Origin of the sequence: Microbacterium sp. PF5 (genome assembly GCF_004794315.1) — a bacterium.
Lineage (GTDB): Bacteria > Actinomycetota > Actinomycetes > Actinomycetales > Microbacteriaceae > Microbacterium > Microbacterium sufflavum.
Genome location: NZ_SSDQ01000171.1, coordinates 1 through 13,376, shown reverse-complemented (window position 1 = coordinate 13,376; position 13,376 = coordinate 1). Strand labels below are relative to the sequence as shown.

Annotated in this window: 12 protein-coding genes; 2 read left to right on the top strand and 10 right to left on the bottom strand. The window is 73.9% G+C overall.

All coding sequences use genetic code 11. The features are described from left to right. Positions 1-21 precede the first annotated feature (21 nt). The 10 genes from DW297_RS17125 to DW297_RS17080 form a co-directional block, all read right to left on the bottom strand. Entirely contained in the window at positions 22-840 is an 819-nt protein-coding gene (locus DW297_RS17125; RefSeq protein ID WP_136034645.1) for an ABC transporter ATP-binding protein, read from the bottom strand. An 11-nt stretch (positions 841-851) separates the two neighbouring features. Continuing rightward, a complete protein-coding gene (locus DW297_RS17120; RefSeq protein WP_136034643.1) occupies positions 852-1,886 on the bottom strand; it encodes an ABC transporter substrate-binding protein in 1,035 nt (344 codons plus the stop codon). Between the two features lie 29 nt (positions 1,887-1,915). Continuing rightward, positions 1,916-2,767 (bottom strand): ABC transporter permease, encoded by an 852-nt coding sequence (locus tag DW297_RS17115; RefSeq protein WP_136034641.1) that lies wholly within the window; start codon positions 2,765-2,767, stop codon positions 1,916-1,918. Positions 2,768-2,908: 141 nt separating this feature from the next. Next, positions 2,909-4,012 carry a glycerate kinase gene (locus DW297_RS17110; RefSeq protein ID WP_136034639.1) on the bottom strand — a complete coding sequence of 368 codons (1,104 nt, stop codon included), beginning with the start codon at positions 4,010-4,012 and terminating at the stop codon, positions 2,909-2,911. Continuing rightward, entirely contained in the window at positions 4,009-5,073 is a 1,065-nt protein-coding gene (locus DW297_RS17105) for a LacI family DNA-binding transcriptional regulator (protein ID WP_136034637.1), read from the bottom strand. The genes DW297_RS17110 and DW297_RS17105 overlap by 4 nt, the downstream gene beginning before the upstream one ends. A 43-nt stretch (positions 5,074-5,116) precedes the next feature. Beyond that, positions 5,117-5,851 (bottom strand): sugar phosphate isomerase/epimerase family protein, encoded by a 735-nt coding sequence (locus DW297_RS17100; protein WP_240744671.1) that lies wholly within the window; start codon positions 5,849-5,851, stop codon positions 5,117-5,119. Between the two features lie 90 nt (positions 5,852-5,941). After that, the gene (locus DW297_RS17095) at positions 5,942-6,814 is read right to left on the bottom strand and encodes a sugar phosphate isomerase/epimerase family protein (RefSeq protein WP_136034633.1); all 873 of its coding nucleotides are present in this window, start codon (positions 6,812-6,814) and stop codon (positions 5,942-5,944) included. After that, positions 6,811-8,022, bottom strand: a complete 1,212-nt coding sequence (locus tag DW297_RS17090; RefSeq protein ID WP_136034631.1) for a DUF993 family protein — start codon at positions 8,020-8,022, stop codon at positions 6,811-6,813. Before DW297_RS17090 ends, DW297_RS17095 begins: the two co-directional genes overlap by 4 nt. Continuing rightward, positions 8,019-9,188 carry a Gfo/Idh/MocA family protein gene (locus tag DW297_RS17085; protein WP_136034629.1) on the bottom strand — a complete coding sequence of 390 codons (1,170 nt, stop codon included), beginning with the start codon at positions 9,186-9,188 and terminating at the stop codon, positions 8,019-8,021. The genes DW297_RS17090 and DW297_RS17085 overlap by 4 nt, the downstream gene beginning before the upstream one ends. Positions 9,189-9,343: 155 nt before the next feature. Beyond that, on the bottom strand, positions 9,344-10,444 hold the full coding sequence (locus DW297_RS17080; protein ID WP_240744670.1) for a substrate-binding domain-containing protein: 1,101 nt from the start codon (positions 10,442-10,444) through the stop codon (positions 9,344-9,346). 193 nt (positions 10,445-10,637) lie between these two features. Here DW297_RS17080 and DW297_RS17075 point away from each other — a divergent pair, with 193 nt between their 5' ends. Next, positions 10,638-11,651, top strand: a complete 1,014-nt coding sequence (locus DW297_RS17075; RefSeq protein WP_136034625.1) for a hydroxyacid dehydrogenase — start codon at positions 10,638-10,640, stop codon at positions 11,649-11,651. Beyond that, on the top strand, positions 11,648-13,376 hold a 1,729-nt coding region (locus DW297_RS17070; RefSeq protein ID WP_168442896.1), incomplete at its 3' end, for a DUF2264 domain-containing protein. The genes DW297_RS17075 and DW297_RS17070, both read left to right, overlap by 4 nt.

Here is a 13,376-nt window from a genome sequence, read left to right as displayed (position 1 = left end):
GGGACCGGAGGGCGGGGCGGTTCAGTCCGCGTCGGTGGAGGAGCCGAGCAGCTCGCGCACGCGACTCGACACCCGGTGGAACTCCGGCGTCTCCAGCACCTCGGCGTACCCGCGGCGGGCCGGGAGGTCGACCCGGTGCTCCTCCAGGATCCGGCCGGGACGCGGACTCATCACGATGACGCGGCTCGCGAGGTAGACCGCCTCGGCGACCGAGTGCGTCACGAGCAGGACGGTGGTCCCGGTGGCGCTCCAGATGCGGTTCAGCTCCACGTTCATGCGCTCTCGCGTCAGGGCGTCGAGCGCACCGAACGGCTCATCCATGAGCAGCACCCGCGGCTCGTGCAGCAGCGCGCGGCACAGCGAGACGCGCTGCTGCATCCCGCCCGAGAGCTCGTGCGGCAGCGACTTCTCGAAGCCGGTGAGACCGGTCATCTCGATGAGCTCCTCGGCACGGGCCTGGGCCTTGCGCATGTCCATCCCGCGCATCTCGGCCTGGAGGAGGATGTTGCCGCGGACGCTGCGCCATTCGAGGAGCGCCGCGCGCTGGAAGACGTACCCGATGTCCCGCCGGGGACCGCGGACCTCGTCCCCGCGGAGGCGGATGCTGCCGCGGCTGGGAGCGGTGAGTCCCGCCACGGCTTTGAGCAGCGTCGACTTGCCGCATCCGGACGGGCCGGCGATGGAGAGGAACTCGCCCTCCTCCACGCGCAGGTCGACCCCCTCGAGCGCGGTGACCTGACGGCGCTTGGAGGCGAACGTGATCGCCAGGTCGGAGACCTCCAGCGCGGGGCCGGTGGGCGTGGCCGCCGTGGCGCGCGCCTGCTGATCGTGGGTGAGCATGAGATCCGACCTCACTTCCCGGGGGTGAACGCGTCGTCGTAGTAGGTCTCGACGTCACCGTCGCCGGAGATGAGGCCCGCCTTCGACAGCACCTCGAGCGTGGCCTCCCAGTCCTCGGCGGCATTCGCTCCGGGAGCCTGGCCCTCGGTGGCGTCGGTGTGCAGCAGCTCGATGGTCTCCTCCCACTGGTGCAGCAGCACCTTCTGGGCCGGCATCTGCGGGTCCTTGCCCTCCATCGCGGCGACCGCGGCCTCCGGGTCCTCCTGCGCGGCCTCGAACGCCTCCGAGGTCGCGGCGACCAGCGCCTCGACGAGTTCCGGGTCGTTCTCGATCGTGTCGTTCGGGGCGATGAGGCCGTTGCTGAAGAAGTTCAGCCCCGCGTCGGAGTAGCGCAGGTACTCGACGTCCTTGCCGCTCTTGTCGGCGATGGTCGGTCCCTGGTCGTGGGCGAACCCGATGAGCCCGTCCACCTGGCCGGAGAGCATCGCGGCGATCTTGCCCGCGGCGTCGAGGTTCTGCTGGGTCACGTCGCCCTCGTCGAGCCCGACCGCCTCGAGGTACATCGGGAACGTCGTGGTCGGAGCGTCGCCGGCGGAGACCGCGATGGTCTTGCCCTTCAGGTCCTCCGGGCCGGAGATGCCGGAGTCAGCGAAGACCTGCACGGCCGACGGCGTCGTCTGGAGGAAGACGCCGACGCTCTTGATCCCGACGCCCTTGTCGATGTTCGCGAGGACGGCGGGGGTGTCGGCCCAGCCGAAGTCGACCTGGCCCTGCCCCACGGCCTGGGCGGTCTTGGTCGAGCCCTGCCCCGCCTTGATCGTGAGGTCGATCCCGTGCTCCTCGAAGATGCCCTGGTCGACCCCGTAGTAGAACGCGGCGTGCTCGCCGTAGGGGTACCAGTTGAGCATGAGCGTGACCGAGGTGAGCGCGTCGGCGTCGTCGCCGCCCTCGCCCGCCGGGGCCGAGGAGCCGCTGCACCCGGAGAGGGCGAGCACCGCCGCGGACGCGAGGGTGATGGAGCTGAGGATGGTGCCTGACTTCTTCATCAGTGCCTTCTTTCGTGGGTGCGAGGGGGTCAGAGTCGGACGGTGGCCGCGGCGACGTCGCGCTTGGACGCGTGCCACGGGATGAGGAAGCGCTCGGCGACCTGGATGATGCCGAAGAGGATCACGCCGAGAAGCGACATGATGATCAGCGCCGCGAAGAGCATCGCGGTGTCGAGGTTGCCGTTGGCCTGCAGGATGACGTAGCCGAGCCCCTCGTTCGCGCCGACGAACTCGCCGACCACCGCGCCGGTCACCGCGAGCGTGGCGGCGACCTTCAGTCCGGACAGGAGCTCGGGGAGAGCGGCGGGCAGCCGCACCTTGAGGAAGGTCTTGAAGCGGCTCGCTCCCATGGTCGACGTGAGCTGGAGGATCTCGGGATCGACGGTGCGCAGACCTGCGAGGCCCGAGATGACGACGGGGAAGAACGCCATGAGCACGGCGACGAGGATCTTGGGCTCGGCGCCGAACCCGAGCCACACGACGAACAGCGGCGCGATCGCGATCTTCGGGATGACCTGGGCGAACAGGATCACCGGGTAGAGCGTCTGCTCCAGGCCGCGGGAGTAGACCATGAGCACCGCCACGAGGACGCCGACGACGACCGCGATGACGAATCCGATCACGGTCTCGTAGGTCGTGACCCAGGTGTTCTGCGCCAGGTAGGCCGCGTTGTCGGTGAAGGCCGCCCAGGTGTCGGCGGGCGACGGGATGATGAACGCCGGCACCCACCCGAGGCTCGTCGAGACCCACCACAGGGCGATGACCGCGAGCACGAAGACGAGCGGGTGCCAGTGGCGGCTCCACCAGCGGACGATGCCCGCGGGCTCGGGTCGGTCGGCGGCCAGCGCCAGGGTCATGGTCGCGTTGGGGGCAGACGACATGTGGTCCTCGACATCTTCGTGAAGGATTCGGGAAAGCGCATTCCCGAGCGGTGTTGCGAGTCTATGCCGCCGGTTCCCTCGTGTCAACGCGCGCGGTTCGTCGAGGCGCGTGAGCTCGGGAATCCCCGACCGGGACGCGGGTCACCGGGAGCGCGCGAGGGCGGCGCCGGCGACGCGGAGCCAGCGGGCGGGGTCCTCGAGGGCGCTCTCCCCCGAGCCGGCGAGGACGGTGAGGGAGACGGTAGCGGCGAAGATCCCGACGTCGGCGTCGGGCGTGATGCGCCCCGCCGCGAGCAGGGGGCGTGCGCCCGCCGCGGCCGCCATCCCCGCGAGGAACGACGGCACCTTCCCGTCGCCGGACTGGCCGTCGTACGACCCCTCGCCCGTGACCACCACGTCGGCGCCCCGGACGGCGTCGGCGAGGCCGATGAGCTCCGCCACCTCGGCAGCCCCCGGGGCGAGGACGGCACCCCAGCGCACGAGGGCCGCCCCGGTGCCGCCCGCCGCTCCGGCGCCCTGGTGCTCCGCGTCCACGTCCAGCAGCGACGCGAGCCGGGCGAGCGCCGCGTCGACACGGGAGATGTCGCCCGGATCGGCCAGGCCCTTCTGCGGACCGAAGACCGCCGCGGCGCCGCGTGCGCCCGTGAGCGGATTCGTCACATCGGTGAGCACCCGCACCTCGGGAGCCGCCCGCAGGCCGTCGAGGTCGACGGCCGCGACGTCGTCCAGGCCCCGGGCTCCGGGCGCGACCGGGCGTCCCGCGCCGTCGAGGAAGCGGGCGCCCAGAGCGGTGAGCATGCCGATGCCGCCGTCGGTCGACGCGCTGGAGCCGATGCCGAGCACCAGCCGCGAGACGCCGTGGTCGAGCGCGGCGACGATGGCCTGCCCGAAGCCCGTGGTGTCCGCGTCCCACGGACGCGGCGCGGCGAGCAGCTCGATGCCCGACGTGGAGGCGATGTCGACCACTCCGGTGCCGTGCGGCGCACCGTCGTCGGGCGGCAGGAGGAGCCAGGACGTGTCGTGCGCGTCGCCGGCGGGACCGGTGACGCGCACGGGCATGCGCCGCGCCCCGGGGACGGCCGCCGCGAACGCCGCCACCGTGCCCTCCCCGCCATCGGCCATCGGGCGATGCACGAACTCTGCGTCGGGCTCGACCTCCGCCCACCCCGCGGCGAGTGCCTGCGCCGCCGCAGCCGCGGTGATGCTGCCCTTGAAGCTGTCGGGCGCGAGGACGACCCGGGTCACGCCGCTCCCGGGGTGCTGTCGCGCACGACCACCTCGAGCGCGAGCGGCGGCTGGGTCCAGTCGTCGTCGACGATCGCCCGGAAGGCCTCGTACCCGGCGTCGCTGAGCGGCACCCGGACCGTGGTGAGCGCGGGGGTCACATCCCGGCTGGACGGCACGTCGTCGAAGCCGCACACCGCGATGTCCGCGCCGACCTCGCGCTGCGCCGCACGGATCGCCGCCATCGCACCGATGGCCACCACGTCGCTGATCCCGAACACGACCGTGCCCGTCGGCACGCCCGCATCGAGGGCCGCGGTCATCGCCGCCGCGGCGGACTCGCGTCGGAAGTCACCGCGGACGGTCTGCGCCACCGCGCCGCCGCCCTCCTCGAAGCCCGCGCGGAACCCGGCGAGGCGGTCGTCCGAGGTGCGCACGCCCTCCGCCGCCCCCACGAGAACGGCCGAGCGGTACCCGAGCTGTGCCATCCGGCGGCCGAGGGCCGTGGCACCGGCGCGGTTGTCGATCTCGACGCGGCGCGCTCCCTCGGCCTCCGCGCCGAAGGCCACGACACGTCCGCCGAGTCGGGTGAACTCCGCGAGCTCTCGGGCCGTCTCGGCCTGGCCCTCCTCCTGCGTGCGTGACGCGGCGAGGATGAGGCCCTGGGGCCGCTGCCCGCGCAGAGCCCGCACGATCCGCGCCTCGCGGGCGGGATCGCGCTCCGTGATCGCCACGGTGACGACGAGACCCTGCTCGTCGGCGCCGCGCGCGACGCCCGAGGCGATGAGACCGAAGTAGGGATCGGCGATGTCGGCCACGAGGAGGGCGATCACCGGCGAGCGCCCCCGTGCGGTCGCCTGGGCCGAGACGTTGGCCGTGTAGCCGAGGGTCGCGGCGGCGGCCTCCACCCTCTCGCGGAACGCGGCAGCGACCTTGCGCTCTGACCCGTTGAGCACGCGCGAGGCCGTCGCGAGCGAGACGCCGGCCTCGAGGGCGACGTCGTGCAGGGTGGGCGCCGGACCGCGGGCGTGGCGAGGACGACGCGCGGTCGGCGGCTCCGCCGGGGCGGCTGGCGTGGTCATGCCCAGAGCCTACCGGCGGGCGCCTCGGGCCCCTCGGCCGGGGTCATGCGGGCCGGCCGAGGTAGGCGCGGAGGGCGGCGGCCTCCCCCGCGAGGTGCGCGGGGTCGTCGTCCGGGACGAACTCGAGCAGGGCGTCGCGGGGCGGTCGCTCCGCCGCAGCCGCCTCCGCGGCGACGCGCGTCCACAGCGCCTCCCGGGTGCGCAGCGGGTGCCGCTCGGTGCGCGGCCACCAGGAGAACACGTGCACGGCGCTCACGTGGGCGGCGAGCCGCCGGTACTCCTCGAGCGCCTCGGCATCGGGAGCCCCGACCGTCGGCTGCCAGTAGGTCGACAGCGCGGGATGGTCGACCTCGGCGAGCACCCGGAGGGCGGCCTCGGCCGTGTCGGCGAGGGTGCCGGAATGGAACTCGAGGGCGAGCCCGATCCCGCGGGCGGCCGCCTCGACCGCGGCGGCGCGGAGGCGCGTGACCACCTCGGCGCGCTCGCGAGGGGTCGCCGCGGCGGATCCGGTCGAGCCCGCCCACACGCGCACGCGGTCGGCCCCGAGTGCAGCGGCACTGTCGAGCACGGCCGTGAGGGACTCGGCCGACCCCGCACGGAAGTACGACCCGTAGGACGCGACCGCGAGCCCGGCGTCGGCCGTGAGCCGCGCCACCTCTTCGGCACGCGCGACATCGCCAGGCGGCACGTGCACGTCACCGCCCCACTCGATCACCTCCAGGCCCGCGGCTGCCGCGAGGGCGACGATCCGGGCGGGCTCGAGCGCGCGGAACGTCACCGAGCACAATCCTGGGCGCATCCCCGTCATGGCCTCATCATCTCAATCCCCCTCGTCGACGGGACCCGGTCACGGTGGCACGACCGGCGGTCATCGCAGGTGCGGGGAGACGGCCGCGGCGAACGACTCGGCCGTGCGCCGGACCACGGCGCGCGGATCGGCGGCCCAGACGTCCGCGCGGAAGATCTCGACCTCGATGTCCCGGTCGTAGCCGGTCGCCCGCACCGCGCGGGTGAGCACGCCGAAGTCGATCACCCCCTCGCCCGGATAGTGCCGCGACAGCAGCGGGTCGGCGGCGAGCGGCGTCTTCCAGTCGCACACCTGGTACGTGGCGATGCGGCCCTCGCGCCCGGCGCGCGCGATCTGATCGAGCACCTGGGGGTCCCACCAGATGTGGAAGGTGTCCACGGCGACCCCCACCACGGCCGGGTCGAAGTCGGCGGCGATGTCGAGCGCCTGTCCGAGCGTCGACACCACGGCGCGGTCCGACGCGTAGAGGGGATGCAGCGGCTCGATCGCCAGGGTCACGCCGGCGCCGCGGGCATCGTCGGCGAGGGCTCCGATCGCGTCACGCACGCGCTCCCTGGCGCCGACGAGGTCGCGCGACCCCTCGGGCAGCCCTCCCGCGACGAGCACCAGGACCGCCGTCGACCCCTCGGCCCCCGCCGCCGCGAGCGTCGCGGTCTCCTCGATCGCCCGCCGGTTGTCGTCCAGCGCGGCCTCGCGCGCGGGGCTGGCCGGGAGCGTGAAGAAGCCGCCCCGGCAGTGCGTGCTGAAACGCAGCCCGGAGTCGGCGAGCATGCGCGCCGCCCCCGCGAGGCCCACGTCCTGCACGGGCTCCCGCCAGAGGCCGATCGCCGCGAGCCCGGCCTCGGCCGTGACCTGCAGCGCCGTGGCGAGGTCGGCGTGCTTGATCGTGGCCTGGTTGAGGGAGAGACGCGGGTCGGGGAACGGGGCGGTCATGCGTCGACGCCGTTCAGCCGGAGGAGGCCGTGCCACCGCTCACGGGCGAGCTCCGGCCGCTCGAGGGCGAGCGCCGCGTTCGCGAGCTCCACGACGCGACTGAGGTGCGGGAGGCTCCGGGCGGAGTGGAGTCCGCCCACCATCTGGAACGCCGGCTGATGGCCGTTGAGCCACGACAGGAAGGCCACGCCCGTCTTGTAGTAGTAGGTCGGCGCGGCGAACACCTGCCGGCTGAGCTCCTCGGTGGGCCCGAGCAGTGCGAGGTAGCGGTCGGGGTCGTCCGCATCCAGCGCCTGGATCGCCGCCGACGCCACGGGGGCGATCGCGGCGAAGGCCCCGAGCAGCGCATCCGAGTGCCCGTGCGAGGCCGGCGTCGCACCGCCGGAGCCCAGGCTGTCGCCGCCGATGAGGCCGACGTAGTGGAAGTCGTCGCCCGTGAACATCCGCACGCCCGCGGGGAGCCGGTCGCGCACCCAGACCTCGGAGTCGGCGTCGAGCAGGCTCATCTTCACCCCGGCGATCGCGTCGGGGTGCTCGGCGATGATGTCGAGCAGCACCCGTGCCGCTTCTTCCCATCCGGCCGAGCCGTCCGCGGCCGCCGTCGGCGCGAAGTACCCGGCCAGCTCGGGGTCGAACGCGGTGCCGAGCCAGTGCAGCACCACGGGCGCGGACGCGCGGGACAGCACCTCCCGGTACACGCGGCGGTAGTCGTCGGCGCTCTCGGCCGCCCTGGCGAGGTGTCGCGACGCCATGAGCACCGGCCCCGCTCCCTGCTCCTCGGCGAAGTCCAGCTGCTCGACGTACGCGTCGACGATGCGATCGAGCGGGATGTGCGCGTCGTCGACCTGATCGGTGTTGACCCCGACCACGACCGACCCGCCCTCCTCGCGGGCGACCTCGGCGCTGCGGGCGATGAGCTCGCGCGTCGCGACCGCGTCGAGCCCCATGTTGCGCTGCGCGGTGTCCATCGCATCCGCGACGCCGAGCCCCCACGAGTACACGTTGCGGCGGAACGCGAGCGTCGCGTCCCAGTCGATGTCGGCGGGGCGTCCGGGGGTGTTGTCGGCGTGCGGCTTCGGCACCACGTGGGCCGCCGCGTACGCCACCCGGCTGCGCAGTGGTCCGTCCGGCCGGGTCACGGCGTCGGGCGCACGCAGCTCGACGCCGGAGGTGCGCCCGTCGGCGGCGAGCAGACGGAGGGCGCTCATGCCCGGTCCAGCGTCAGCGGTTCGAGCACGATCTTGCGGCCCTCGGCGCTGGACGCCAGGCCGGCTTCCGCGAACTGCACGCCGCGGGCCCCCGCCAGCAGGTCGAACGGGTAGTCGGTGCCTTCGACGTAGGACACCAGGTACTCCTCCCACTGCTGCCGGAAGCCGTTCTGGAAGACCTGGTTGGCGGGCACCTGCTGCCAGTCGGCGTCGTAGTCGTGGTCGTCCTCCAGGTCGGGGTTCCACACCGGCTTGGGGGTGGCGTTGCGGGGCTGGATCTTCGCGCCGAAGAGTCCGACCACCGCGGAGCCGTGCGTGCCGTCGACCTGGAACTCCACGAGCTCGTCGCGGTTGACGCGGACCGTCCACGAGGAGTTGATCTCGGCGACGACGCCGCCCGCCAGCTCGAAGATGCCGTACGCCGCATCCTCGGCCGTCGCGGTGTAGTGCTCGCCCTTCTCGTCCCAGCGGTCGGCGATGTGCACGGCCGCCTGGGCGTAGACGCTCGTGACCTCGCCGAAGAGGTTCTCGAGCACGTAGTTCCAGTGCGGGAACATGTCGGTGATGATGCCGCCGCCGTCTTCCGTGCGGTAGTTCCAGCTCGGTCGCTGCGCGGGCTGCCAGTCGCCCTCGAACACCCAGTAGCCGAACTCGCCGCGCACCGACAGGATGCGCCCGAAGAATCCGGAGTCGATGAGGCGCTTGAGCTTCTGCAGGCCGGGGAGGTAGAGCTTGTCGTGCACGACGCCGGTCTTCACGCCGGCGTCGCGGGCGAGGCGGGCCAGCTCCAGCGCCTCCTCCAGCGACTCGGCCGTGGGCTTCTCGGTGTAGATCGCCTTGCCCGCGGCGATGGCTTTGCGGATCGCGGAGGCCCTGGCCTTCGTCACGAGGAAGTCGGCGTAGATCTCCCACTGCGGGTCGGCGAGCGCGGCGTCGAGGTCGGTCGTCCAGTCGGCGATGCCGTGGGCCGCGGCGAGTTCCGCCAGCTTGGCCTCGCTGCGGCCCACGAGGATCGGCTTCACGGTGACCCGCGTGCCGTCCGCGAGCTCGATGCCGCCCTGGTCGCGGATCGCGAGGATCGAGCGCACCAGGTGCTGCCGGTACCCCATGCGCCCGGAGACGCCGTTCATGATGATCCCGATCTCGCGGGTCGTGGCCTGTGCCATCTCGGTCCGTTCCTTTCGGTGGAGGGGGATGCGCGGCCCGGATTCGAGGATGCGGGTAAGCGCTTTCCGAGATCATGGCACGAGAACGTCCACCCCGCAACCGCGGCGGACCTCGGGCGCGCACGGCCGGCCGCATCACCGCGCCGCCCGCCGGGTCACGCTTCCGGCGGCGACCCCGTGCTGGCGCGCACGTGCAGAGCCGGGGCCAGCGCCACCCGCTCCGCCGGGCGATCGGTGCCGTCGCGCAGGCGGTCGCGGAGCAGCTCCACAGCGCGGCGGCCCAGCTGCGGCTTCGGCGGGCGCAGCGCGGTGAGGGGCGGGGCCCCGTTCATCGCGATCTCATCGTCGTAGGCGAGGAGCGACACGTCGCCCGGCACCCGCCACCCCGCATCGACCAGGTGCTGCTGCAGCAGGAGCGCCTGCGGGTCGGAGTGCACCAGCAGCGCGGTCGTCGCCGTCGCCCGGATCTCGTCGAGGAGCGCGGCGACGAAGGGCCCCACCGCCGACCGATCCATGCGGTCGAGGGCGACCTCGCGGTCGACCCCCGGCTCGAGACCGAGCTCCTCGACCGCACGGCCCCACCCGCGGCGCAGGGCGGCGGAGGTCGGCGACTGCGGCGAGGTGAGGATGCCGACCCGCCGATGGCCGAGGCCGGCGAGATGACTCGCGGCGACCGCTCCCCCGAACGCATGATCGGTGACGACGCTCTCGAGACGCGTCAGCGCGAGCACGTCGGGCGCGCGACGCTCGACGAGCACGACGGGCAGGGGCAGCGCATCCAGCCAGGCGAGGAGGGCATGACCGTCCGCGCCCGCGGTCTCGGGAGCCACGATCAGCCCGTGGACCGTCCCCGACGCGACCAGGGCGGAGATCTGTCGGCGCTGGTCGGCGGCCGCATAGCTCGCTCCCCGGAGCACGATCTGCGTGTCGGTCTCGATCCCCGCCACGCGGGCGCCCTCCACCACCTGCGGCCAGTAGTAGCTCAGCGACGGCACCACCATGCCGAACCGTCGCGGAGCGGACAGCGGCCGAACCGCGGCCGGGTCGAGGGTGCTGCGGAGCGTGGCGCCGCCGTGCACGCGCGTGAGGAGCCCCCGCTCCGCGAGGTCGGCGATGTCGCGGCGGATCGTCAGCTCGGCCACGCCCAGGTCGCGGGCGAGCGCGGACACCCGCACGGCCCCCGCGCGCCGCAGCTCGTCGAGGATCCGCTCGCGGCGGGAGATGCCGAAGCGCGGCGCCTCCTCCCCGCCGCTCACGTCGCGGCCTCCCCGTGTGTCGTGGACGCACGGCACCGCTCGGCCGAGCGGGCGCGGTGTGGGATCGGCATCGGGACTCCTTGTTCGAGTGTGTTCGATCATGACAGAACCTGTTCGTCTCCGTTGCGCGCACCGCCCCGCCGTCCTTCACTGGAGCGGCACCGACGTCCGTCGCGCAGGCCCCGAGGAGACCATGTCCGCCCGCCCCACCGTCCTCGTCGCGATGTCCCCCGATGCCTGGGACCTCCTGTTCGACGGCCCCCGTCGCAACCGGCTCGCGGCTCTCGCCCTGATCGACGACCCCGTTCCCGTCACCGCCGTCGACGCCGTCGCCCCGCAGGAGCGCCTGGCCCGGGTGGAGGCGCTCGTCACGGGGTGGGGCGCGCCCGCGCTCGACGAGGCGGCCCTGGCCCGGCTCCCCCGGCTGCGCGCGGTGTTCCATGCCGCCGGGAGCGTCCGCGGCCTCGTGTCCGAGGCACTGTGGCACCGGGGCATCCTCGTCACCTCCGCCGCCGACGCCAACGCGGCCCCCGTCGCCGAGTACACCCTCGCGATGATCCTCCTCGCCGGCAAGCGAGCCCTCGTGCCCCTGCGGACGGCCGACCCGCAGCACGACCTCCGCACCGGCGCCCGCGTCGGCCGTCGCATCGGCAACCTCGACCGGACGGTCGGCATCGTCGGGTTCTCGCGCATCGGCCGGCGCGTGGTGGAGCTGCTCCGGCCGTTCCCCGGCATCGAGGTGCTCGTCGCGGATCCCTTCGCCGATGCGGCCGAGGTCAGGGCCGCGGGCGCCGAGCTCGTGCCGCTGGCGACACTGCTCCCCCGCGTGGACGTGCTGTCGCTGCACGCTCCGGCGCTCCCGGCGACCCGCGGCATGATCGGACGCGCACAGCTCGCCGCCCTCCGCGATGGCACGACCATCATCAACACGGCCCGAGGAGCGCTCCTCGACCACGACGCCCTCGCCGACGAGTGCACGGACGGACGACTCGACGCCGTGCTCGACGTGACGGAACCCGAGCCCCTGCCCGTGGACTCGCGGCTGCTGCAGCTGCCGAACGTCGCGGTCACCCCGCACCTCGCCGGCTCGCTCGGCAGCGAGACGCGGCGGCTCGCCGATGCGGCCCTCGACGAGCTGGAGGCCTGGATCGCCGGGGCTCCCCCGCTCCACCCCGTGCGCCCGGCCGACCTGGAGCACGGCGCGTGAGCACTCTCCCCCTCCCTCCGGAGGACCGCGACCTGTCGCCGTACACCGGCTGGGGTCGCGCGCACCTCCAGACGGTCGCCGACGCCATCCTCGACGGGGCCGCCCGGCACGCGAGCCCCACGGGCGCCGGTGTGCGCTATCCGGGCCGCTCTGGCGGGTTCGGCCCCGCGGTCGACGCCCTGGAGGGCTTCAGCCGCACCTTCCTGCTCGCCGCGTTCCGCATCGCCGGAGACCCCGACGGCACCGGCGACCTGGCCGCGCGGTATGCGCGCGGACTCGCCGCCGGAGTGGACCGGGGGAACCCGGAGCGCTGGCCCCGGCCCGACGAGGTCGATCAGGCGAAGGTGGAGGCCGCAGCCCTCGCCGTCGGGCTCCACCTCACGCGGGACACCGTCTGGGCTCGACTCGACGACACGGCACGCACCCGCACGATCGACTACCTCGCCGGGTTCATCGGAGGCTCGTACCCGCCGAACAACTGGGCCTGGTTCCGCATCCTCGTCGAGCAGTTCCTGGAGAGCGTGGGCGGCCCGTTCTCGACCGAGGACCGCGGGGCCGACTTCGCCCTGCTCGACGGGTTCGAGCGGGCCCACGGCTGGACCTCCGACGGCGCCGCGCGCTCGTTCGACCACTACGCGGGCTGGGCGCTGTCCTTCTATCCCGCGATCTGGGCCGACATGGTCGCCGACGATCCGCGGCACACCGCCCGGATCGCCCGCTCCCGCGCCCGCCTCGACGACTACCTCGACGACGCCCTGCACCTCGTCGGCGCCGACGGCGGACCTCTGATCCAGGGCCGCAGCCTCACGTACCGGTTCGCGTCGGCGGCGGCGGCGGGCGCTGCGGTCTTCACGGGCGGATCGCGGCACGGCCCCGGCCTGCTGCGCCGCGCCATCAGCGCCCAGGTGCGGCACTTCGTCGACCGCGGGACCCCGGACGCGTCCGGCGTGCTCCCGCTGGGCTGGCACGGCGCGTGGCGGGCGCTCGCGCAGGACTACTCGGGCCCGGGGTCGCCGTCCTGGGCGGCGAAGGGGCTGTTCGCGCTCGCGCTGCCCGCCGCCCATCCGGTATGGACGGCCGTGGAAGAGCCGTTGCCCATCGATGCGGGGTCGTTCGCGCGGGTGCTCGCCGCGCCCGGGTGGCTCGCGAGCGGCACCCAGGAGGACGGTGTCGTGCGCATCGTCAACCACGGCACCGACCACGGCGTTCCGGGAGAGCGCCATCCGGACGCGCCGCTCTACGCCAAGCTCGGCTACTCGACGGCGACCGCGCCCGTGCTCCGCACGCCCGGACTGACGGAGCCGCTCGACGGCACCGCCGCCCTGGTGCGGGACGGTCGCCCGAGTCACCGCTCCGGCTTCTCGACCGGGACGCTCCGCGAGCGCGGAGGGACGCTGCTCGGCGGGTCGTCGGGGCGGGTGCACTGGCACCGGGAGTTCGTGTCGGCGTTCGACGTGGGCGGCGGTGCGGCGGCGCGCGTCACCGAGACGGGGCCGGTGCTCGACGTCGTGTCGGTCGTGCGCGGCGCCTGGGAGGTGCGGCTGGTGCGTGTCCGCGACGCGGAGGGGGAGGCGGCCGCGACGCTGGTGCGGGAGGGCGACCAGCTGCGCGTCGGGGGATGGGCGCTGTCGGGAGAGGATCTCGTCGAGGACGGCCCGGGGAGCGTGTCCGCCGGAGCCGAGGCGGGGAACGCGTCGCACGGCAGCGGGCGGCCCGGCGGTCGCG